The following is a 20,225-nucleotide window of genomic DNA, read 5'->3' on the forward strand; positions in this document are numbered from 1 at the left end:
TATCTTATTCTATAAATCTCCTTACCACTCTCTTTTTCTATTTGAACTGAAACAAGCTTTCCAAGCAAGGATGAATTAACAATCGAACATTCATGATTTTTCTAGAAAATACACCAACAAGCTACTTCTGCTCATTTTATGGACTGCACTCTCAATAGCTTTGATCAGCACTTCAAATATAATTATTTTATTGAAAATACTTTTTATACATTCTTTCTTTACTCTCAATGAAAGCTTTTTTATTTTTCAAAACTCTTTTTATAGTCATAAAAAAGGCTTTGAAAGCCACAATGCCTATTGAAAGACAAGGAATTGATTTATAATGATAATTTACTGTTTTGCATATTAAATGAGAGTTCCGAATAACGTAAGATTCTCTCATTTCAAACCTGTTTATCTTGAATCAATAAAAATCATTTGCTTGCACGTCACAAGCGAGGCTGGCGTATGGGTAAAAATGTATAAGAAAGGAGTAGAAATACCTCTTATGAAACATCTTAATGCAAGAGCTGTCGCAACATTGGAGGGCGGAGCTTGAGCAGCAAATATAAATAATATGATTGCTTTTTATAATAGCGCAGTAAAACGTTTTAACGATACCTATTCATATGCTGATCGAACAACACGTGCACATGCTGTAAATAATTTTGTCACTTTAGATATAAAAAAGATAAGTTGGAGTTATAATGTTACGCAAGAACTAATAAGAGGAAAGGTTTTTGAATTTGAAGAGGCATGCCTCACTCAGAGTTCATATCATCCTTTTACGCAACAGTGGTTTTATTATAATCGGAATCTCAACGATGGAATTTACCAAATGCCTCGTATAGTCCTGATAGGACAAAAAGTTGAAAATAGGATGATACAAATTACAGGCATAGGAGCACGAAGCGTTTTTTCTGTATTGATAGCTAAGAATTTGCCTAATCTAGATGCAATAGATACAGGTCAATGCTTTCCACGGTATCTTTATAAAAACGTTGAATCTCTGTAACTGTTCATGATGAAAAACAATCCCATTTGTTTACGAATTCTACAGAAGAAAACACAACAGCTGATTTACAGAGGCGTGATGCCATTACGGATGAAGGACGAGCACATTTTAAAGCTGCTTATCCTAGTGAGAGCATAGCAAAGACGATTACAAATTTCTAGATAATGAAAACAATGGAAAAGACTGAGAATATATGATTAAAATGAGAGGCTTTAAGCCTACAAATATTATAAATTTTATGAATAGTACAGTTTAAAGCATTAAAAGCAGTCTTACAGTAGATTTATAATGTATGGGGATAATTAATTGCCTATAATAAGTTGCGCTCATACTGATAAAGATTATTCTGCTATAGAAATGTTGTGCTTTTTTGAATTTTTGTGCGTATTCAAACACTCATTCGTTGCAAATTCAATCTCTTTATCTCGTGCCTCTTTATCAAGAATAATAGTATTTTAATATAATACCCCTTTGCATACAAATAGTTATTTCTTATCTATGAATAGCTTATAATTTCATATAACTCTATGAAGATAATATTTTTTATTTATCAATATTTAATGATGTAATTAACACATTCATTATATATATAATAATCTTTATTTCTATCTATTTACATAATATATTTCTTTTTTTTATAAAAATAAAATTGAGTTATACATACATAGATCTATCGGTATTTTTTCTACTGTCTTTTTAGCGCACTGAAAGATTGATATCGTAATTTTTGTATAATAAAATACTCTTTCATATAAGCATCGTATATTGAATTATAATAATTGACTATTAACCGCAAATTATATTTTTTATCCCTTTTAAAAGTAAAAAATATTATTTTCAGACCTATTCATAAGTAGGCTTAGCCAAGTGAATAAAAAATGTTTGATAATAAGCTTTATCTCTTATGAACTATCTTTTGTACAAAGGGACAACATTATGATTACGGAAATATCGTGATATTATTGGGTATAAAAATCACACTCCCCAAGAAATTTTTGGATTGTATCCTTTCCGTTATGAGAAATGTTAAAAGCAAGATAGGATATGCTCTCTAGAGCAAATGAGTGAATGAACCACCACGGTGATATGTATTTTAAAAAAAGTAGGAAGTATCTTTGCTTCAAATTTAATAGGCACATTCTAAAAATAAAGGTTCTACAGACTCATTCCAAATAGAATAGTAATGGGACAAAAATTTTTCAGCATCTGTTTGTCCCATTGCAACGACCTCTTCTAAAGGATTAAGAAAATTTGTTTCATCAAAACCATTCGTATCATACTGTTTGCGATTTTTTAAGCCTTTACGAGCAATAGCAAGAGCTTGACGTGCTAACTCTAAAAGAATAGTTTGACGAAAAGGAGTTCTTAACCCTTCTTTAGGAACACGTTGGCGCAACTCTAAAACTTCTTCAAAACACCAATCTTTTGTCAAAGCCTCTGCCTCATTAAGTGCTTCCCTATCATAAAGAAGCCCAACCCAAAAAGCCGACAACGCACAAATGCGCTTCCAAGAACCACAATCAGCTCCCCTCATTTCTAAAAATCTTTTTAAGCGGACTTCAGGAAATAACGTTGATAAGTGATTAATCCAATCTCCCATGTTTGGAATTGAATTTGCAACTTGTCCTTTTAATGCTCCATTCATAAACTGACGAAACGTTATGTGTGTACAATCATAGTAACGACCATCACGCACAACAAAATACATTGGAACATCAAGGGCCCATTCAACATAATCAGCAAAACCAAAACGCTCAGAAAATACAAAGGGCAGAACGCCTGTCCTCTGATTATCCGTATTACGCCAAATTTCAGAACGCCATGACAAAAAGCCATTTGGGCGCCCTTCTGTAAAAGGTGAACTTGCAAATAATGCCGTTGCAATGGACTGTAGCTTCATGGATACTTGCATTTTTCGCCGCATATCACTTTCAGATGAAAAATCAAGATTAACCTGAACTGTTGATGTGCGATACATCATATTAAGACCATTATACCCCACTTTAGGCATATAATCAGTCATAATCTGATAACGTGATTTAGGCATTCGCGGCGTTTCAGCTAAAGTCCACTTTGGACTAGCTCCAAGACCTAGAAAACCTATACCTAATGGTTCTGCAATTTTTTTGAGAAGAGTTAAATGCTCCATCAACTCGTAATATGTATGGCTTACTGATTTTAATGGTGCACCAGATAATTCAAATTGTCCCCCAGGTTCCAAAGAAATGGCTCCCTGATCAACTGATCCTACGAGCCCAATAATATTCTCTTCATCTAAAATAGGTTTCCATCCTAAAGCGCTTTGCATCCTCTCTAAAAGCGCTCGAATTCCCCTCTCTCCTTCATAAGGAACAGGGTGAAAACCATCTCTATAAAACGGAAATTTTTCATGTTCTGTACCAATGCGCCAATCATCTTCTGCTTTATACCCCCCTTGGAAATAGCTAACCAAAGAATCTAAGTCATAAATTTCACTTTCATCAGTTATATCAAGCACCATAACTTACCGTATCCTATAATTGGTATCATCATCTTAAATAAATTGTTTAGAATGATTTTACAGACTTCTCAATCCATTGCCCAATCCCCCACGGTAGCATTAAGAAGAGCCAAAGCAGCAACAGCGGCAGTGTCAGCGCGTAAAATACGCGGACCTAGTGATATTGGAACCACAAAAGGATGTTTTTTTAAAAAGCTCCGCTCTTCTTCACTAAAGCCACCTTCCGGTCCAATAAGAATACCAGGTGTTGTAACGTCACGCTTTTTAAAAGAAGGTAATGGATTATGCGATTTATGCTCTTCATCACAAAAGAATAAAGGCTGTGTCTCATCCCACTGTGCTAAAAGTTCTGCTAATGATAGAGCCGATACGCATTCAGGAAGAGATAAAATTCCACACTGTTCAGAAGCTTCAATAACATTGGCTTCCATACGCGCCATATTGATACGCGTAACCTGCGTATGATGCGTTATAACAGGCTGCAACATCGATACCCCCATTTCAACAGCTTTCTGCACCATATAATCCAACCGCGCATTTTTGAGTGGAGCAAAGCAATAAATAAGATTGGAATGCGTCGTTTGTAATCTTTCTTGATGGATAAGCTGAACCACAACAAATTTTTTCTTAACAGTGATAAGTTTAGCAAGCCACTCACCATCCTGTCCATTAAAAAGTAAAATTTCTGCTCCTTCTTTCATACGCAAAACATGCATAAGATAAGAAGCTTGTGCCCCCTCTATCTTTATTTCTTCATTCAAAGCCAATGTCTGTCGGATAAATAATCTTTTAAGTTTATAATTTATGCGCATAAAAATTTTGCCAATGCTCACTATCGTCATCGAGAAAATGAAGAAAAATATATAGCAAAAAGAAAAAATTATATCTATAGAACTATAATATATTAAAGAATTATAGAGTTTTTTTAGCTTTATGAGATAATAATAGGAACTTATAGATCCTTAAGTGATTCTGCTTTCATAAAAGTTTAAATAATGCACCATTCATCTTTGCATTCAGTCATTGATGCATCCGTGGAGGAAAAATATGTCTGCTAAAAAAGCTACAATTATTACGATTACAACCCTCTTAGCCTTTATTTTGATTACAGTGGGAATTGGTTCTGTTGGAGCCGACGGGAAGCATACAATTACCAAAGATGGCTATGGTATTTCTTCTGCGATTCAATAAGCACTGACCGCCATCCCTTAAAAATTTAGTGCAACAAAATATTGCTAGCAGCCTTCTAAGATTTGCATCAATATTATGAATCTCTTGTATTTGAAAGATTTTATAAGAAGCGTTGTTCTTCCTCTCTTCACTCGTTTATCGACATACCAACCACGCTTATAACGTAGAGGGCGATTTTTATGACTTTATCACGAATAGATTTAAAATGAGAGAATCTTACGATAGTGGAATTTCTTATTTAAATTTAAAAACAACTCTAAATTGTAAATAGATGAGTTATAATTATAAAATAAAATGTTGTATAAACGAAAAATAATACTCAATCTGTATCAGTGTCTTTTGTAATTAAAAAATTACCACGATCTTGTCCTTTAGAGCTCAGAGAAAATGTAAAAGGCCATGCAAGGCTGTTAGCAAGGCATTGAACATCTTTACATAAAGTGTCTGATCTATAATTTTTTTGTAATTGTGCCTGTAGTATCAATTCATTCTGCTTCCCTTGAGAAATAGCAGTTGCAATGGTTCCTTGAATGGATAAGCTCAAGTCTGCTGTACGCATTAATGACTCTGTTACCTTCATCATACCTTCTGAAAAGCTTGTCTGAATATCCCAGTGATCAAATGTTGTTGAGAGAGAATCATCATTTGTTAAAAGAAATTGTTGTTTATTTGAAAGTCTTGTTTGTAATTCATTCAGATCATACCCTAATAGCCGACCAGAAGACATCTTCAGTGTTAATTCACTCTGCATTTTCGTAAAAATTTCTGGCCAAGAATCAGCAAGTGTTCGTACCGTTGCAGTAAAATTCGTTTTGCTTTGTATAAATGGAATAAATCCCAAGATTTCTAAAGTCTCCTGCATATCAATAGAAGCACCTGAAATATTTCCTCCAATACGCACTTTCTGTCCAGCTGACGTAACTTCAATATTACTTTGCACAGATCCACCAAAAATATTCGCATGTCCAAGATCAAAAATACCATGCCCATCTCTTATTTGTATTGCAGCAGCTAAATTTGTGAGTGAAATATTTCCTATTTTAGCTTGTGGCGCAGAAAGTCGTATATCCACGCCAATACGATCAAAAGTTCTCATGTCAAAGCAGGCATTTTTCTTTTTACCTGAAAAAAACATTGAACCCAAGAGGCTAAGGTCTAGATTATCAAAGGCTAAAGAGCCCATGACATTTGGTACATAATCTTGAAAATCGAGTTTTAAAGCTCCTCGCGCATTGGCTTTCCCCATCGTAAATGTAACATTGTTCATTTGGATATGCACTGGCTGCGCTAAAAAATGAGATTCCCATACAATGGGTATTTTTAATTTATGTCCCCAAAACTGATTTCCACCAACCCAAGACAATGTCTGATTCCATCCAGGAGAACGCATTGACACTTTTCCGTCAAAAATATAATATTCAGATAATCGAGCCTTTCCTGTAAAAGTTATTCCCCCACGTACAGAATTGAGACTTGCCCTAATATGACTTTTGCCTCCAGCAAGAAGCAGCAATGCTTGAGAAGCATCAAGTGATAATTTTGTAAACTCTCCGCGCCAACGCGCATCTGCACGTAACCGTACTTCCTGAGTTGATTCCGGCCAATCTAAAGTTGCATTTAATCCTGTTATTTTGTCTGCTACTCCTGAAAAACTATCGTGATACACAAGAACACCATTTTTAATGACAATCCGTCCAAAAGGTTGTTTTAAAAGGTGCTCTATCTCTGGATGCTCAGGATTATGTTTTAATATTTCACGCGTATTACGTATTGCCACCCCTAATGCACCTTGTGAGCGAGAAAACCGATCAAAAAAATCTGCTATTGTTTTAACAGGCTTTTCCATAACAAATTGAGGACGCATAATCCGCGTCTCTGAAAAAGAAATATGTCCCCAAAGAAGATCGACGACAGAAAGATCAACTTCTATTGATTCAGCTTCCATTAATGGCGCAACATCATCCATTTTTGATGTTAAAGTAACGCCAGAAAGAAATGCTTTAGGATAAGGAAAAAGATGTAACCGCGGTGGATCACGCAATTGCACATTGTAACCCGTCCATGCACTTAAATCCTGCGCTAAACGAATACGAATCGCATCTGTAGAAATAAGATAAGGTAAAACGAGAATCCCCACTCCAAATAAAAAGATAATTGTAATAAAAACTCCGCTCAAAAATTTTATTATTCTGATGCGCACATTATCCCTCTATACTTATCCCCCTATAACAGATTAAAAACAAACTTAAATGATCATAAAAAGTTTTTATAATCCTATAATTCACTATATCCACTTTGTATCTTCATTATTTTTGTTCTTTATCCAAAATTTATTCAAACAGCAATGTTGCTGCTTCTTTATAAAGCAATTATTTAAAAGTCTTCAAAACTATAAATCCACAACATTATAAAACCATTCTTACTGTTCTCATATGAATATTGCTATAAAACTCTATCGTATTATTAGAAAATGCTTTACAAAAAAAACAAACAGCCTTACCGAAAGGATCTCTGAATGAATAATATTATCGACGGAAAAAAACTTGCTGAAGAGATTATTGTGAAAGTTAAGGCCGAAACAGCAAAGCTCCGCCATCACTATAATATACAACCTAGTATCGCTGTTATTATCGTTGGAGATGATCCTGCAAGTCAAGTATATGTCACCTCAAAAAATAAAAAGGCCGAAGAATGTGGGTTTCTTTCAATCAAACATGTCGTTTCCAAAGAAACGCAAGAAAAAGAACTCCTTCAACTTATTGCAACATTAAATTCTGATCCCAAAATTCATGGTATTTTGGTACAGCTGCCTCTCCCTGCTCATATGAATACAAATCGCATAACACAAGCCGTTGCTTTCCAAAAAGATGTTGATGGTTTTCATTATATTAATGTAGGAAAACTCGCGGCAAATGCACTTGAAGATGCAATTATTCCCTGCACTCCAGCTGGTGCCATGATGATGATTGAACAACACTGTGGACGAGATTTATCTGGACTTGATGCTGTCGTTGTTGGACGCTCTAATATTGTTGGAAAACCTATGGCTGCCCTTTTAACAGCAGCCAATGCCACTGTGACAATTGCCCATAGTCGTACCCGTGACCTTGATGATGTGTGTCGAAGCGCTGATATTCTAGTAGCAGCTGTAGGCCGCCCACAAATGATTAAAAAAGACTGGATAAAAGATGGTGCAATTGTTATTGATGTCGGTATTAACCGCGTTGCTGCACCAGAAAAAGGTATAGGGAAAACACGTCTTGTTGGTGATGTCGATTTTGAAAACGTAAAAGAAAAAGCTGCTGCGATCACCCCTGTTCCAGGAGGCGTTGGACCAATGACAATTGCCATGCTTATGGTTAATACACTCAAAGCCGCCGCGCGATCACACAATCTGCCAATACCAAAATTCTAAAAATTGTAACAATTCCTTGTATATATATGATTCAGCTTATTTATTTTTGCATTTTTCATGTCATAAAAACAGATGCCCCTTGATCTGCACGATTAACGGATTGACGAAAAACATGAAAAAGTTCGCGTCCAACACCATGTTCGTTTTTTGAAAGATCCGGAGATATGATTTTTCGCGCGTTAAATTTTGCTAAATCCTCCAAAAGGGTTAATTTACCCTCATGAGCATCAAGAAAAACAATATCACCATCCTGCAAACGTGCAATGGGGCCATTATCCACTGCTTCTGGTGTCACATGGAGAGCAGCAGGAATTTTTCCTGACGCTCCTGACATACGCCCATCGGTTATCAATGCTACCTTTTGACCGCGATCTTGTAAAACGCCTAAAATGGTCGTTAATTTATGAAGCTCTGGCATACCATTGGCTTTTGGTCCTTGATAGCGAATGACAGCGATAAAGTCTTTATTATGCAACACTCCAGATTTAAAAGATTTTTGTAGTTCCTCTTGATCATTAAAAACAAAGACTGGTGCTTTAATCTGCCAATACTCTGGTTTAACAGAGGAAACTTTTATAATAGCTGTTCCCAAATCTCCTGATAAAACACGAAGACCACCATCAAGCTGAAATGGCTTTCTCCACCCCGCTAATACCTTATGATCACCACTTTCCTTAAGAGCCGCTTCACGCACCACATGACCATCAGCAGAAAGCTTTGCTTCAATTGCATAAGCATTGAGATCTTTACCAAAAACCGTAGAAACATCTTCATGGACCAAGCCTGCCTCGATAAGCTCGCGAATAATAAATCCCATTCCCCCCGCAGCGTAAAAATGATTAATATCTGCTAAACCGTTAGGATAAATGCGCGCTAAAAGAGGCACAACGGATGAAATTTCTGCAATATCATGCCATGTCAATTTAATACCGCAAACAGCAGCCATAGCAATCAAATGAATCGCATGATTGGTAGAACCTCCTGTTGCATTTAATCCTACAATGGCATTCACAAAAGAACGCTCATCAATGATCATACCAAGTGGACTATAATGATCACCAAGATCTGTCATTTCAAGTACACGTTTCGTAGCTTCTTTTGTTAAAGCATCACGCAACGGTGTATTCGCATTAATAAAAGAAGCTCCCGGCATATGAAGCCCCATCATCTCCAGTATCACCTGATTAGAGTTAGCTGTTCCATAAAATGTACATGTTCCTGGCCCATGATAAGAACGTGCTTCCGATGCTAGAAGTGTTTGGCGATCTATTTTATTTTCCGCGTAAAGTTGACGTATCTTTGCTTTTTCATCATTACCTTGACCACTTGTCATAGGACCAGCAGCTATAAAAATTCCTGGTAAATGACCAAATGTTAGGGCACCAATCAATAAACCTGGTACAATTTTATCACACACACCAAGATACAATGCTGCATCAAAGACATCGTGTGATAAGCTTATAGCTGTCGCCATTGCAATTACTTCACGCGAAAAAAGGGAAAGCTCCATCCCCGCATTTCCCTGTGTAACACCATCGCACATCGCGGGAACACCACCTGCAACCTGTGCAACACCACCAACCATACGGGCCGACTCTTTAATTAAGTGAGGAAACTTTTCAAAAGGTTGATGCGCTGAAAGTATATCGTTATATGCCGTGATAATGCCAATATTCCCAACGATATTTCCCTTCAAACGCTCTTTATCTATTGCACCACAAGCAGCAAAGCCATGAGCCTGATTGGCACATCCTAAAAAACTCCGTTTGGGGCGATGAACTTGTGCTTTTGCAATACGATCTAAGTAAATTTCTCGTGTTGATCGAGAACGTTCATAAATCCTTCGTGTAACTGTGGCAATTGTCTTGGAAAGTGCCATATTTCTCTCCCCCTTTCATTGTTTTTTCCCCTCATTCATTGAGAGAGATTACGTTTTATTCACCTTGTGTCGCATATTTTGATTCACTTATTTCATTTTCTGCAGGCGACCAATAAACCTGAACGAGATGAGGGGAATTACGCAAAATTGCCCGAATAGGCATTTCTATTTCAGACCCGTCTTGACAAGCTTCCTCAAAACAATCGCGTTTCTGAAAACCCTCGAAATGGAGAATAATGCAACGAGATTGCATAATAACTGGCAAAGTTAGTGAGAGTCTTGGCTCAACAGCACTCTTAGCATGAAGGGGTAAAACAAGTGCTTGTGTTCGCAGATCAAGCGCTTGCTTTAAACGATCAGCATCAGGAAAAAAAGAAGCCGTATGTCCATCACCGCCCATTCCTAAAACAACAACATCAAAGGGTTTAGGCAAAGTATTAATACGATTTGCCGCTGAAAAAGCAGCAAGTTCAGCAGTAATTGCTTTATGATAAAGCCCTACAAAACGCGCTTTTTCGGCAAAATTTCGTAACAAATGACTCCGTACCATATATTCATTTGAACGTTCATCGTGTGTAGGGACAAAACGTTCATCGACCAAAGTGATAATAATATTTTGCCAATCAATATCCGCTTTTGACAAATAATGAAAAAACAATTCTGGTGTTTTACCACCAGACACCGCTAAAACTGCTCTCTTGCGCTCAAGAACAGATACACTAAGCTCTGCAGCTACTCGATCTGCTAATGCCAAAGCTAAAGTCTGAGGGGTTTCAAAATCTAAACGGTCAATATTCATTCTATACATACTTATTGCTCTAAACTAAATTGTTCCATATACGCCCATCACGTTCCATGAGAATCGTCGAAGCAGATGGCCCCCACGAACCAGCTTTATAACTGTGAACAGGCTGTTTTATTGCTTCCCATCCCTCTATGATTGGATCAATCCAACGCCAAGCAGCCTCAACTTCATCACGACGCATAAACAGTGTTTGATCTCCACGAATAACATCCATTAATAAACGTTCATAAGCATCAGGATTACGTTCAGAAAATGCAGAAGCAAAACTCATGTCTAATGGAATGTGACAAAACCGCATACCGCCATAACTTGGATCCTTAATCATCAACCATTGTTTTACACCTTCATCAGGTTGGAGACGAATTACAAGCCGATTAGAAAAAATTTCATCTAAATCCACATTAAAAATATTATGAGGAATAGGTTTAAAAACCACAACAATTTCAGACATTCGCGTGAACATGCGCTTACCTGTTCGTAAATAAAAAGGCGTATTGGCCCAACGCCAGTTATCAATCTTAACCTTAAGTGCTACAAATGTTTCACTCTTACTCACTCTTCCCAGATCATCAAAATAAGACTCTACCGATATACCATTTGATAGACCAGAAAGATACTGCCCACGTACAGTATGCTGCCTTACATTATGGACATCAAGCGGTGTTAAAGAATGTAAAACTTTAAGTTTTTCATCGCGCACAGCATTAGCACTGTTGGTAAATGGTATTTCCATCGCAACCAAACAAAGTAACTGTAGCATATGGTTTTGAACCATATCGCGTAGAGCACCAGTGCTTTCATAGTATTCTGTACGCCCCTCTAACCCTAAAGATTCAGCAACGGTTATTTGAACATGATCAATATAATTGGAGTTCCATAGCGGTTCATAAAGTGTATTAACAAACCGCAATGCCATTAAATTTTGAACAGTTTCCTTCCCAAGATAATGATCAATACGAAAGATCTGCTCTTCATTAAAGGCGCTTGCAAATACATCATTAAGTGAAACAGCTGTTTTTACATCGCAACCAATTGGTTTTTCAATGATAATCCGTGTTTGTGGTGTCACCAAATCATTTTTTCCCAACTTCATCGCAATATCAGCAAAAAGTGAAGAACCAACAGCCAAATAAAAAGCTCGAATATCCGCTGAATCTTGTGATAGAAGGAGGGCTAAATCCTCCCACCCTCGATTTGAGGTAACATCAACAGAAACGTAAGTTAAACGTGCAAGAAAACGATTGAGTTCTGTTGAATTGAGATCTTTTGGATGGATATGTTTTTCTAAAGAAATGCGGACAAAATTTTGATATTCTTCACAACTTAAGGAAGTGCGCGAAACCCCAATAATACGTGTTGGCTCACTGAATTGCCCTGCACACTGACAATGATACAAAGCCGGCAAAAGCTTGCGCAACGCCAGATCACCATTGCCACCAAAAACAATACAATCAAAGGAAGAAACTGGAATAATTTTACGCACCATGAACTTGTTTATTTTTCTATTCGATTATGAAATCCCATATCACTTATAAAAGCTTTCATCATTAAAGCAGACAGATACTAAATAAGCCATTAATTTTCTTCATTTCAAGCAATGTTTCCATTAAAGGCGATCCAATAAAGAAAACCAACACATTGCTAAAAATATAAGCGGATAACGCAAAACGCGTCCTCCCGGAAAAGATGAAATCTTTAAGTCTTGGAAATAGGAAAAACGTTCATATTTTCCAGTTAACCATTCTGCGTATAATTTTCCTACGAAAGGAGCCAGCATAACGCCATGCCCTGAATAACCACCACAATAAGTCATCCTTGAGAAAAGTTGGCGAACATAGGGCATGCGCTCAACTGTGATGGCAACCGTTGCTCCCCACCGATGGCTTAAATTGATAGAATGTAATTGAGGATAAATTTCAACAATTTGCCGTTTTATACGTTCATCTAAATTTAGAGGATGCTTATTATCATAACTTTCTACACCACCAAATAAGAGACGATTATCAATGCTTTTGCGAAAATAGCGAACCATAAAACGGGAATCATCAACCGATTCCCCCCCTATAAGAATTGAACTATGCTTTGGTAATGGGTCCGTTGCTCCAATATAAGAGCGAATAGAAACAATATTTTTTTCAATAAAACGCTCCAGACCAAGTTTATACCCATTTGTTGCAAGTAAAACATGCTCTGCTGTTACACTACCTTTTTCTGTTATTACTTTCCAATGTGCTCCCTTGCGCCTTATGGTCGTTACTTGTGACTTCTCATAAAGCTTAGCACCAGCATCTTGGGCTCTTTTTGCCAACCCAATAATCAATTTTAAAGGATTTATATGGCCGGTATCCGCATCATAAATACCACCACAATAAAAAGTTGATCCAAGTCGCTCAAATGTTTCAGCCTTATCCATAAAAGTAAGCGCGTGATAGCCATAACGCTGCATCGCCTCAATATGCCGTTGATAAGAGAGAAGCTCACGCCTTTTATGAGTTACAGAAAGCTGTCCTCCTATCAAATCACACGGACAATTAGGCATTGCGCATAAAGATAAAATATCTCTTTTAGCTTCTTCTGCCAAATCAAACAGAGCCTTACTTCGCTCAAAACCATACTTTTTTTCTAATGTTTCTACCCATTGCCGTTGCCCTGTTCCCAGCTGTCCACCATTGCGCCCTGAAGCGCCGTCACCAAAACGTGATGCTTCAAATAAAACAACATCTACTCCAGCTTTGGCTAAATGATAAGCAGCCGAAAGACCCGTAAATCCGCCTCCAATAATGACCACATCACACTGTCTGTTTTCACAAAAAGAAGGATACGATGGACGTTCTCTTAAAGCATCTTCATACCAAGAAATTCCTGGAGAAATTGAATTATAATCAATCATCGTCATAAAATTTAAACATTCAGCAGGAGATATTCACGCTCCCACGGACTGATTACTTCCATAAAAGTTTCAAACTCTTGTCGTTTGATTGCAGCATAAGTACTGACAAACACATCCCCTAAAATAGCACGTATCACTGTATCTTGTTCAAACAAATTGACTGCCTCAATGAGCCCACGCGGTAACTCAATATTATCAGCGTTTACATTATTTATCGCTGGCTCATCCGGCTCAATTTTTTGTTGCAAACCAATAAGACCACACGCTAAAGAAGCCGCAAGGGCTAAATAAGGATTCGCATCTGATGAAGGAAGCCTATTCTCAACACGTCGCGCTTGAGGAGCAGAACGGGGAACTCGAAAAGCTGTAGTACGATTATCATATCCCCACCGCAAATTAACAGGAGCCGAATTATCAGGGACAAGACGTCGATAAGAATTCACATAAGGCGCAAGCATCACAAGTACGCCTGGCATATGTTTTTGCAATCCACCAATAAAATGGCGAAAACAGATACTTTCTTCACCATTTTCCTGTGTAAAAATATTCATACCGGTTTTCTTATCAACAACCGATTGGTGAATATGCATAGCAGAACCCGGCTGCCCTTGAATGGGTTTTGCCATAAAAGTTGCATACATATTATGTTTTAGTGCTGCTTCACGAATTGTTCGTTTAAACATAAAAACTTGATCCGCTAATTCAATAGGATCACCATGACGTAAATTGATTTCAAACTGTCCTGCTCCTTCTTCATGAATGAGGGTATCAATTTCCAATCCTTGTGCCTCTGAAAATTGATAAATATCATCAATCAAATCATCGAATTCATTAACACCAGCAATGGAATACCCCTGTCCACCACCAATTGAACGCCCAGAACGACCAACCGGTGGAACTAACGGATAATCAGGATCGGGATTTTTTTGTACCAAATAAAACTCAATTTCTGGTGCCACAACAGGGCTTAAACCCATTTTTGTGTAAAAATGAACCACTGTTCGTAAAACATTGCGTGGTGTGTAATCCACAACCTGACCATTTTGATACACAAGATCACAAATCACCTGTGCCGTAGGAGCATCTTCCCATGGAACAATGCTTAACGTAGAAAGATCAGGCTCAAGGCGTAAATCACCATCTGCTTTAGGATATTCAAAACCATGACCATCTTCCGGATAATCCCCTGAAATTGTTGCCATAAAAACTGCTGAAGGCAATGCCAATGATGTTTCCGATGTAAATTTTTTAGAAAGCATCATCTTGCCCCGTGGTACCCCTGCTTGATCAGGCGTAATACATTCAATATCCTCTACCTTACGAAAAGAAAGCCATTGTGAAACTTGTTCCCAATTGCGCACACCACGTAAACTTTTGAGAAAACGAGAGACAGGTTTAAAATTCTTACTTTTCGTTTGTTTACCATTTTTTACAGCCATAACATACCAACTTTAAAAACAATCAAGTCCTATTCTTATTGTATCAGCCCATGCATAAACGACACGAAAAAAATTTATCAACTGATATTTTTGAAGAATACTATAAGATCCATCAAGGTAAAAGAACTTTACGCTCAAAAAGCTATCCTATCACCATAGTGAAAAAATTGATATTGCACCCGATACATCGGTGCGAACCTTCTCCTTATATAAAACAGCGAGAAATACCATATTGTACGTAACCTAATTCCGATTCAAATAATCATATATAAGCAAACATTGACGAGAATAATAAAGGCGAGATATTTAATTTCCTTTTGGTTGTAGCAATGCTTCATATTAAAAGAAAAGAAACTTTTCTTTTAATATGAAGCAAGTTTTGTAACTCTATTGTTATCCACATAGAAGTAAACACCCTAGGATGGTGAGTAGCCTTTACAGCTAGTGCTTACAAACACTCATCCCGCCATAATATGCGTAAATGTATTTTCAGTATAAGTCATACGCTCAGCATTTCCGACATGAAACTTAACCATCGTCTGCATAACAGAGCTATCAACCTTGTTCTGAGCGGATGGTACAGACTCTGCACTTATATCAATTCCCACCGCTTGACATTGCACTTCGCACACAATATTTAGAGCTGAGAATCTAGTAGAGCATACCAAATCCAATAGATAGGATTTTTTGCTAATTGCGCCATGCGTGATCCAACATTTGATAGTTTCCAGCCCACTAGGAGGTGTGTTATTTATATCTAAAAAGCCAAAAAATCAGGATATGAGAACACAATAATATCAATTTCCTTTGAACTAACGTTCTTTATCGTCGATCTTTCACTATCGTAAAATCTTTTTTGTATCAGTCGCTTTCACATACTTTGACTTATGATCTAGTGATACTGTGCAGATTGAGTACACATTCCCAGAACCCAGATTGTAATTAAGTTCGTACCATTCTGCTCTTTTATAGAGCTAATATTTGAAATATAAATAACCATAATCTTCAGATATAATACGCCTAGGTCCAATAATTACCGTAAGCTTATGTAAATCACAACCCAATTGTGATAATGCCTCATAAATTTTACGAGGGTATTCGTCATTGACCGTCACGGCATCGCAGAACGCTGTGGAAGTCAGATATCTCTCGCCCTAGACTGATAAAACTTTTTTGATCCTTCAATGCGTAAATATCCTTTCCAGCCTTAGTTAAGGTGGATACTATTAACTCAGTTGAATTCAAATTAGAGCCCATATGCAAAGGCACCCCATTAAGCCTAATCCTATTGGATTCTAGCAAAGATAATGCGGCACGTAACTTCGCCGCAGTCATACCAAAACGCGATCTATCCCCGTTTGCCAGTACATGGCACAATATCAATGAGATTTTAGGTAATATGTCAAAATGGCGGGTAAGAGCGATGATGTCATGTAATTCGATAATATTATCACACTGGACATTTATATGTTTTCTAATAGATAATTCTATCTCTTCTCGAAGTTTTACAGGGATATTAAAAAATATATATCTACCTTTAAAACCATCTTTTTGCGCTAATGATATTTCATAACCAGACGCAAATTCCAAGTCCCAGCAACATAACAATGATGCCCCGCACGTCTATTAAAATACCCTGCTTTTTCTCGCCCTAGGCATTCATAACCCGACCACGTAAAACAGGATACCAATTACAATATCAGACCATAAGGCTGCAAGAGAAAGTTTTTTTATATTTTTATCTTTACATTGCCTCTTAAACAAGCTAGCCTGTTCATATAATAAGTTATATGTGTAATACATATAGCTTCTACAAAAGGAGGATTCATTATGTTCCGTGAAAATCTTTGGTAATACACTCGGGTGATTGGGTCACCAGTCGCCCGTCAATAATATAGTGCGAGTTAAGAAATTGGGGGAGGTAAGCTATGCAACTCGTGGATCATCCTTTTGTGAAGTTCGATCAACTCAAGCCGATTTACAACTTCACATATCCGTTATTTCGCACTATTTCAAATGAATTTTACGATTACCTAGACTTTAATAAACTAGCGCACAGTAAGCAGATTCCACAAGCGCGTACCATTTCTCTTTATTTGCATATTCCCTTTTGCGAAACCATCTGTTCCTTCTGTCCCTTTCAGAAAGGGGCCTACAAGCACGTTAAACAAATCGAATCTTATATTTCAGCGCTTACCACAGAGATCAGAAACAAAGGAAATTTCATTCGCTCGCTTAGAGGGCCCATCCGCAGCATCTATATAGGGGGCGGCACACCGTCGCTTTTGTCCGCAGATAATATCCGACACATCGGGAAAGTATTGCATGCCGAATTTGAGCTCTCTTCCTTAGCCGAATTTACACTGGAAAGCGAACCGAAGAGCGTCACACGTGATAAACTTTATGCTGCCCGTGAGATCGGCGTTAACCGGATCAGCTTCGGTATACAGAGTTTCATTGAGCGTTTCCGATCATTGTTTAACCTCACCTCAACACGTGAACAAATCAACAATACCGTGGCTTGGTCACAAGAGATCATTGGACATGTCGGTTTCGACCTACTATATGGCATGCACAGCCAACAAACCGAAGAACTATTATACGATTTGAAGCAAGCCAGCGAGCTTCACCCTGAAACCATCAACCTCTATGCAATCAACAATCTGGCTATCACGTCGCAACTGCATAAGTCTTACGCACAAAAAGGGCTAAAGCCATCCAGCCTACAGCATCGACAGACGCTTCGCTTATTTAGCGACATCGTTATGCGCAGCTGCGGCTATTCGCCGTGTAATGGGCATTCCTATATCAAAATTGCCAACAACACTCCTCTAACGCTCGCTAAAACGAGTTCAGCTAATTATTTCCGCTATCACAAATATTTGCATGGTTATCATGACGATTATGTGGTTGGCTTCGGGGCGTCAGCAATGTCGATTCTCGGCTCACTCGTCACACGAGCCAATCCCAGTCGAAGCGGATACATTACCGACATACAACTTAAAGGCAAATCCAAAGTATACTACAATTGGGTATCAGCGGAGCAACAAGCCTCCAAGGCTTTGTGTATGCGGCTACCTTATAACGGCTATGCCAAAAAAGAAAGAATTGACTGGACCGCACTTCCCTCTTTCGTATACAATAACCTACAACAGCTCATAGGTGCAGGTCTCATCGCAGAAAGTAATAACGATCTCCAGCTGACTCAGCGTGGTTGGCAATGGTATTCCAACCTTATGTATTTTCTTCTACCTCAGGAAGACAGGAATATCTTGGACGACTATGTCGCAAACATGCTAAATACAACCGCCGTACTTGATGGAACAGCGGAAACCTGTGTGGTATCTTAAGGAGAACAGAATGTTCACTCTTTTTGCCAATAAGAACATACGCTATTTTTGCCTAACCGTTAGTCTTCTCGCCTTACTCAGCGGTGCTTTGCGCACTGCCATACCGCTATTAGCAAGACAATCTGGATATGGCGTAGTCGGAGTAAGTTGGGCGCAAGGTCTCTTCTCATTAGCGTGGCCAATTTTCGGCATCCTTGCAGGCGCTTTACTTGATCGCTGCGACAAAATAAAACTTGCCACCTCGGCTCTCCTCATCTTCATGCTACTGCATATTGTACTGTTCGTACTGCTCATGATACAGATTGCTCCAGCCGAACAAATTTTCTTCTATGCAACCATTGCTGGATTCATCGTCGTTTCTGCCGAAGCTTATATAATGACGATTCCACCACTTATCATGGAGGGAGAGCGATTGATGACCTTCTACTCAATTGTCTTGTTTTTAGATTTCGGGGTCTCCTATTTTCTTGCCCCTGTCATAACAAGCAGCATTTTAGCGCATAGCACACTGCTATTTCTCGGCCTGTTAATCGTGCTTTTTATCACATTGATTTTTACCGCTCGCCATGCTGTTCCGACATCGCCAACACCTGATAAAGAAAACATCACTTTCCGTTATATCATTGCCGGCTTTCGTTTCATTTTTTCAAATCGGCATCTTACCTCCCTTACATTACTCACATTCTTTCTATCGGTGGTATTTGGAGCATTCCTAACCTCATTCATCTTCTTCGTTACCGACAGTCGGTATCTGGGCCTACATAGCAGCCAATATGGCGTGATGTTTGCAGCCTACGCGCTTGGAACAATGGCAGGTGCCCTATTTGCACCGCGTATACGCTATGCACCGGTGCGCCTAGCTGTTCTCACTGACGGTTTAGGAACTGTTGTCTTGCTTTTGATTCCAGCCTTTTCAAAAAGTGCTGTCGTCGTATGGGGCGTCACCTTTATCGCTGGCATTGGAGCAAGCTTATGGTTTATTGGTGTTACCGCCTTCAGGCAGCGCCTCACACCAAAGCAACTTCTCGGGCGAGCTAATTCTGCTTTTCGAGTGATAGGCTATGCTGGAACGCCGGTCGGAAGCTTTTTGGTCGGCGTCCTTGGTTCTTTTATATCATTGCAGTTTGCTGCCACCTTTATCGCTGGGCTCCTATTGGTGGCTATCGCGATAACGCTTCCATTTCTTTGGCAGGCTGATCATATAAACACACCCAATCCTGCCACGAGGTAACAGCTGCTTTTTAAAAAAGACACGGTCAAAAAAGGCACACATACCCTATTACGCAATCAATTGATCTATTCTTTGGACGAGAAAATTATCACCATAATGGCTGATAGAGCCAGCGGCACTATAGAAGCAGCCAAACAAACGCTAAAGACAAAACAGCCCCTTTACGTTGCATTGGGCGATGATCCAACGCCTATATGAAGGATGCAGAGAGCTTATAGCGTACGAAGTGCAATTCTTAACTAAAAACTCCGCCCTAGCAATGCCTACTTATACTCCAGTTAATCCGTCACCCGTTGGACATCAAATGCCTCACCCCTTTACTGCTCCTCAAAATACATTTTGCTGCACTTACGCGCCGTATTCTTCCTTTGTAATTAGCCGTATTCTTCCTTTGTAATTAAAAGAGCAGCCCTCCTTTCCTAGTTTAGGATCTCTGCCTACACAACGCAGCAACAGATACGACCATATATGCAATCACGCCTTAGGACCTGCATAGTAGAAAGCTTAGTTCGAGAGATTCATAAAGCCTAT

At 38.4% G+C, this 20,225-nt stretch carries 14 protein-coding genes and 1 pseudogene; 5 read left to right on the top strand and 10 right to left on the bottom strand.

Annotation, left to right across the window (positions count from 1 at the left end):
* Positions 1–538 precede the first annotated feature (538 nt).
* Positions 539–1,137 (top strand): annotated as a pseudogene (locus ACFILT_RS08025) (type ISP restriction/modification enzyme); the annotation flags it as partial.
* A gap of 983 nt (positions 1,138–2,120) precedes the next feature.
* On the opposite strand, the gene ACFILT_RS08030 reads toward ACFILT_RS08025, so the two are convergent.
* Positions 2,121–3,494, bottom strand: coding sequence for a glutamate--cysteine ligase (locus ACFILT_RS08030; protein ID WP_375678284.1), 1,374 nt, complete (start codon positions 3,492–3,494; stop codon positions 2,121–2,123).
* A 68-nt stretch (positions 3,495–3,562) separates the two neighbouring features.
* Positions 3,563–4,306, bottom strand: a complete 744-nt coding sequence (locus tag ACFILT_RS08035; RefSeq protein ID WP_375678285.1) for a 16S rRNA (uracil(1498)-N(3))-methyltransferase — start codon at positions 4,304–4,306, stop codon at positions 3,563–3,565.
* Between the two features lie 235 nt (positions 4,307–4,541).
* On the opposite strand from ACFILT_RS08035, the gene ACFILT_RS08040 reads away from it, so the two are divergent.
* Positions 4,542–4,685 (top strand): hypothetical protein, encoded by a 144-nt coding sequence (locus ACFILT_RS08040; protein WP_273790383.1) that lies wholly within the window; start codon positions 4,542–4,544, stop codon positions 4,683–4,685.
* Between the two features lie 319 nt (positions 4,686–5,004).
* Here the strand turns inward: ACFILT_RS08040 and ACFILT_RS08045 are convergent, their stop codons facing one another.
* Positions 5,005–6,885: an AsmA family protein gene (locus ACFILT_RS08045; RefSeq protein ID WP_375679859.1), complete on the bottom strand. Its 1,881-nt coding sequence runs from the start codon at positions 6,883–6,885 to the stop codon at positions 5,005–5,007.
* A gap of 315 nt (positions 6,886–7,200) precedes the next feature.
* Here ACFILT_RS08045 and folD point away from each other — a divergent pair, with 315 nt between their 5' ends.
* Positions 7,201–8,100, top strand: a complete 900-nt coding sequence (folD, locus tag ACFILT_RS08050) for a bifunctional methylenetetrahydrofolate dehydrogenase/methenyltetrahydrofolate cyclohydrolase FolD (RefSeq protein ID WP_375629801.1) — start codon at positions 7,201–7,203, stop codon at positions 8,098–8,100.
* A gap of 55 nt (positions 8,101–8,155) precedes the next feature.
* Here the strand turns inward: folD and edd are convergent, their stop codons facing one another.
* From edd to ACFILT_RS08085, 7 genes are all read right to left on the bottom strand, one after another.
* On the bottom strand, positions 8,156–9,979 hold the full coding sequence (gene edd / locus ACFILT_RS08055; protein ID WP_375612072.1) for a phosphogluconate dehydratase: 1,824 nt from the start codon (positions 9,977–9,979) through the stop codon (positions 8,156–8,158).
* Positions 9,980–10,034: 55 nt separating this feature from the next.
* Positions 10,035–10,787, bottom strand: coding sequence for a 6-phosphogluconolactonase (pgl, locus tag ACFILT_RS08060; protein ID WP_375679283.1), 753 nt, complete (start codon positions 10,785–10,787; stop codon positions 10,035–10,037).
* A 10-nt stretch (positions 10,788–10,797) separates the two neighbouring features.
* On the bottom strand, positions 10,798–12,270 hold the full coding sequence (gene zwf, locus ACFILT_RS08065) for a glucose-6-phosphate dehydrogenase (protein WP_375679282.1): 1,473 nt from the start codon (positions 12,268–12,270) through the stop codon (positions 10,798–10,800).
* 120 nt (positions 12,271–12,390) lie between these two features.
* Positions 12,391–13,674, bottom strand: a complete 1,284-nt coding sequence (locus ACFILT_RS08070) for an NAD(P)/FAD-dependent oxidoreductase (RefSeq protein ID WP_375679285.1) — start codon at positions 13,672–13,674, stop codon at positions 12,391–12,393.
* Between the two features lie 11 nt (positions 13,675–13,685).
* Positions 13,686–15,113, bottom strand: coding sequence for a glutamine synthetase family protein (locus tag ACFILT_RS08075; RefSeq protein ID WP_375679861.1), 1,428 nt, complete (start codon positions 15,111–15,113; stop codon positions 13,686–13,688).
* Between the two features lie 458 nt (positions 15,114–15,571).
* Positions 15,572–15,787 carry a class I SAM-dependent methyltransferase gene (locus tag ACFILT_RS08080; protein WP_375655213.1) on the bottom strand — a complete coding sequence of 72 codons (216 nt, stop codon included), beginning with the start codon at positions 15,785–15,787 and terminating at the stop codon, positions 15,572–15,574.
* A 427-nt stretch (positions 15,788–16,214) separates the two neighbouring features.
* The gene (locus ACFILT_RS08085; protein ID WP_375677103.1) at positions 16,215–16,703 is read right to left on the bottom strand and encodes a hypothetical protein; all 489 of its coding nucleotides are present in this window, start codon (positions 16,701–16,703) and stop codon (positions 16,215–16,217) included.
* Between the two features lie 338 nt (positions 16,704–17,041).
* Here ACFILT_RS08085 and ACFILT_RS08090 point away from each other — a divergent pair, with 338 nt between their 5' ends.
* Positions 17,042–18,463, top strand: a complete 1,422-nt coding sequence (locus ACFILT_RS08090; protein ID WP_375677102.1) for a coproporphyrinogen-III oxidase family protein — start codon at positions 17,042–17,044, stop codon at positions 18,461–18,463.
* 10 nt (positions 18,464–18,473) lie between these two features.
* Positions 18,474–19,694, top strand: coding sequence for an MFS transporter (locus ACFILT_RS08095; RefSeq protein ID WP_375679277.1), 1,221 nt, complete (start codon positions 18,474–18,476; stop codon positions 19,692–19,694).
* Positions 19,695–20,225 lie beyond the last annotated feature (531 nt).

It is taken from the genome of Bartonella sp. AP7XZML (assembly GCF_042195745.1).
GTDB lineage: Bacteria > Pseudomonadota > Alphaproteobacteria > Rhizobiales > Rhizobiaceae > Bartonella.

Bases quoted from the DNA above. Each gene is read 5' to 3' on its own strand.
- zwf (WP_375679282.1), bottom strand. From the start codon at position 12,270: ATGGTGCGTAAAATTATTCCAGTTTCTTCCTTTGATTGTATTGTTTTT.
- ACFILT_RS08070 (WP_375679285.1), bottom strand. From the start codon at position 13,674: ATGATTGATTATAATTCAATTTCTCCAGGAATTTCTTGGTATGAAGAT.
- ACFILT_RS08090 (WP_375677102.1), top strand. From the start codon at position 17,042: ATGCAACTCGTGGATCATCCTTTTGTGAAGTTCGATCAACTCAAGCCG.
- folD (WP_375629801.1), top strand. From the start codon at position 7,201: ATGAATAATATTATCGACGGAAAAAAACTTGCTGAAGAGATTATTGTG.
- ACFILT_RS08075 (WP_375679861.1), bottom strand. From the start codon at position 15,113: ATGGCTGTAAAAAATGGTAAACAAACGAAAAGTAAGAATTTTAAACCT.
- ACFILT_RS08030 (WP_375678284.1), bottom strand. From the start codon at position 3,494: ATGGTGCTTGATATAACTGATGAAAGTGAAATTTATGACTTAGATTCT.
- edd (WP_375612072.1), bottom strand. From the start codon at position 9,979: ATGGCACTTTCCAAGACAATTGCCACAGTTACACGAAGGATTTATGAA.
- pgl (WP_375679283.1), bottom strand. From the start codon at position 10,787: ATGTATAGAATGAATATTGACCGTTTAGATTTTGAAACCCCTCAGACT.
- ACFILT_RS08035 (WP_375678285.1), bottom strand. From the start codon at position 4,306: ATGCGCATAAATTATAAACTTAAAAGATTATTTATCCGACAGACATTG.
- ACFILT_RS08095 (WP_375679277.1), top strand. From the start codon at position 18,474: ATGTTCACTCTTTTTGCCAATAAGAACATACGCTATTTTTGCCTAACC.
- ACFILT_RS08040 (WP_273790383.1), top strand. From the start codon at position 4,542: ATGTCTGCTAAAAAAGCTACAATTATTACGATTACAACCCTCTTAGCC.